This is a genomic window from Nitrospira sp. BLG_1 (assembly GCF_047338595.1).
In the GTDB taxonomy this organism is placed as follows: domain Bacteria; phylum Nitrospirota; class Nitrospiria; order Nitrospirales; family Nitrospiraceae; genus Nitrospira_D.
In genome coordinates this window covers 1-2,371 of record NZ_JBLFBO010000106.1, presented here as the reverse complement: position 1 = coordinate 2,371, position 2,371 = coordinate 1, and the positions used below count along the sequence as shown (strand labels likewise).

At 55.5% G+C, this 2,371-nt stretch carries 1 protein-coding gene; it reads right to left on the bottom strand.

Annotation, left to right across the window (positions count from 1 at the left end; genetic code table 11):
* Positions 1 to 2,371: LPD38 domain-containing protein (locus tag ACMTNU_RS20455; protein ID WP_413937139.1), on the bottom strand; the 2,371-nt coding region annotated here is incomplete at both ends.

The window sequence follows — 2,371 nt, the reverse complement described above, 5'->3', positions numbered from 1 at the left end:
TCTACCGCCTTCGACCGGCTTGGCACCACCCCTCGTTCTTCGGCAATCCTGGAAACTTCCTTCGCATCGAGACTGACCGAGGCCGGTGAACCACCCGTTAAGCCAGAGGCCGACAGCGTAAGGCCATGCTTGTCTTTACGGCCTGTATCCGAGATGTCGGACGCATACCGACCAAGGTAGCCAAATTGTTGCTGGATCACAAAGTCGATCTTTCTCGCATCGACTCCAATGGCCTGTTGGAGGGCCTGCCCTAAGCGAGACGCTCGATGATAACTCCTGAGATCGAGCGCCAGGTTCTCTTCCCATCTCGGCACAATCGGACGATCCCGGAAGAAGTCATAGTTGGCGGCTGCCTGGAAGATCGCTTGATACGGGCCGGCAAATGACGCCTCATCAACCGGCAGCAGCGTCTTGGCCATCGATCCGACATGTCCATCAAATGCCTTTGGATTGCCCATCGCATAGTCCAACATGCGCTCAAACGACGAGGCCATCACGCCATTCTCAAACGGCTTCGGGACTTTCAACCACAGATCAGGCCCGAGTTTGAAATTCCAGAAGAGGTCTCTTTGGTACGCCGGGAGCTGGCGATATTCGTCGAGATCATCATCACCATACAGATAGTTCCAGGCATAGGTCATGAGCGTCGGGGCCAACGCGAAGGCACCGAAGCGGAGGGCATATCCTGCTGGATCAGCCTTCGCCCGTAACGCACTACTCCTGAGACCCTGGACGGCCGCATTGCTGAAGGGGATCATTTGATTCATGAGCAACATCCAGTTTCCAGCAATGGCATAGTCGATCAAGCTCCTGGATTGACTGGCGGCGTACAGCATTGCGTGATAGTCGTCATATCCGAATGCCCGCTTCGCTTTCGCGAAGGCCCGCCGATACTCCGATAAACGCCCTTGGCGTTCCGATCCCTGCATCAGGTCGAGATAGCCTTGAGCCCCTTTCTTGGCCCACGTCATGAGCTTGGCCGGATTCACGACGATGGAGTTGTGCGAAGCGACCGCTTCTTCCATGGCGAATTTCATGGCCCTGGCGTAGTTTTTGGCATCCGTGTAGTAATGTCCGGCCTGATCTCCGCCAGATCGTTTGAGTTGTGAGATTTCATCTTTGGAATAGACCTTGAGGGTATCCCACGGCTTACTGCCAGCGAGGGAGACAATGGACCGATGCCAGGCGTCACGAATGATGTTTCGCAAGGCAAACGGCGGTGCGTTCACGATGGTCGCCCGGAGAATGCGAGGAAGGACGGTCAACACCGGAGGGAGCTTGTATTCCCCTTCTTCAATGCCTTTGAGCGCCTTGTAGATGTCAGGATGGAATTGCCAGACTTTCTTTTCCCCATTCACAAAGATGGGAATGGTGTGCTGTTCACCGGCCTGTGCTTCGCGTCCCACCGTCGCGAGGTTGTTCGGTTCGCCTTCATACAGTCCTCGGTCCGTGGTCAGGAGATCACGGAAAAGTTTCAGGATTTCGTTCCGGTCGGCTTCTCTGATTGATCGGTGTGTGGCGTCCATCAGGGAGAGATAGGGATTCTTAATGGCTCTGGTCGATCCCTTGAAGGTTTGGACCGGCGTTCCAACTGAGCCAATCTTTCGGCCTGGTCCTCCACGCGGTATTGAAGTGACCAATTCCTCACCTGGCGACACTTCGAGAATCCGCTGCATCGCCACGTACTGTTCATTGTTCGCCTTGATACCTTCGTACTGCTCTTGCGAGAGCCTGCCTTTGTCCACGAGATAGCGGAGGTTCGCATCGGCCCATTGCCGGTAGCGGCTCGCCGCCTCTTTCAGCTTCGCATACCGCGCCTCGTCCTTCTTTAGTTCCGCGAGTCGCGCTTCCGCAACCGACACATCATCCTCTATGCCAGCCCCAATGCCACTGACCCGTTTCTTACCGAGCTGTTCTGATTTCTCGATAGTCCGTTGGGCAATCATGAGACTCGCGACTTCCTGCATGGAGTCTTCCAATGATTTTGACGAGGATTGATCCAATGGCTCCAACAACCACGAGAGTCCACCAGGTGTGGCCCGTTCAAGCCGACTATCCACCATGCCGTGCGAGAAGATATCATCGAGCTTGGCATTGACCCCCATGAACAACCGCGAGAGCAAGGCCGGATCGTCGCCAGGCAAAACCTGCTCTTGGTCCAGGCCACGTTGTTCTCTGGCATACTTCAAGGCTCTCATGAATGGCGCAAGCCGATCCGTCCATGCCGTCGCCATCTGATCGCCGAACGTCAGTTGGAAGCCTGGGCCTCTAGCGGTTCTGGATCCAGTAAGCCATTGCGTCAAGCCAGTTTCAGGAGTCTCCCATTGCACATTGGCCATGATCTTGGCATGGGCCGTATTGCCGTACCACT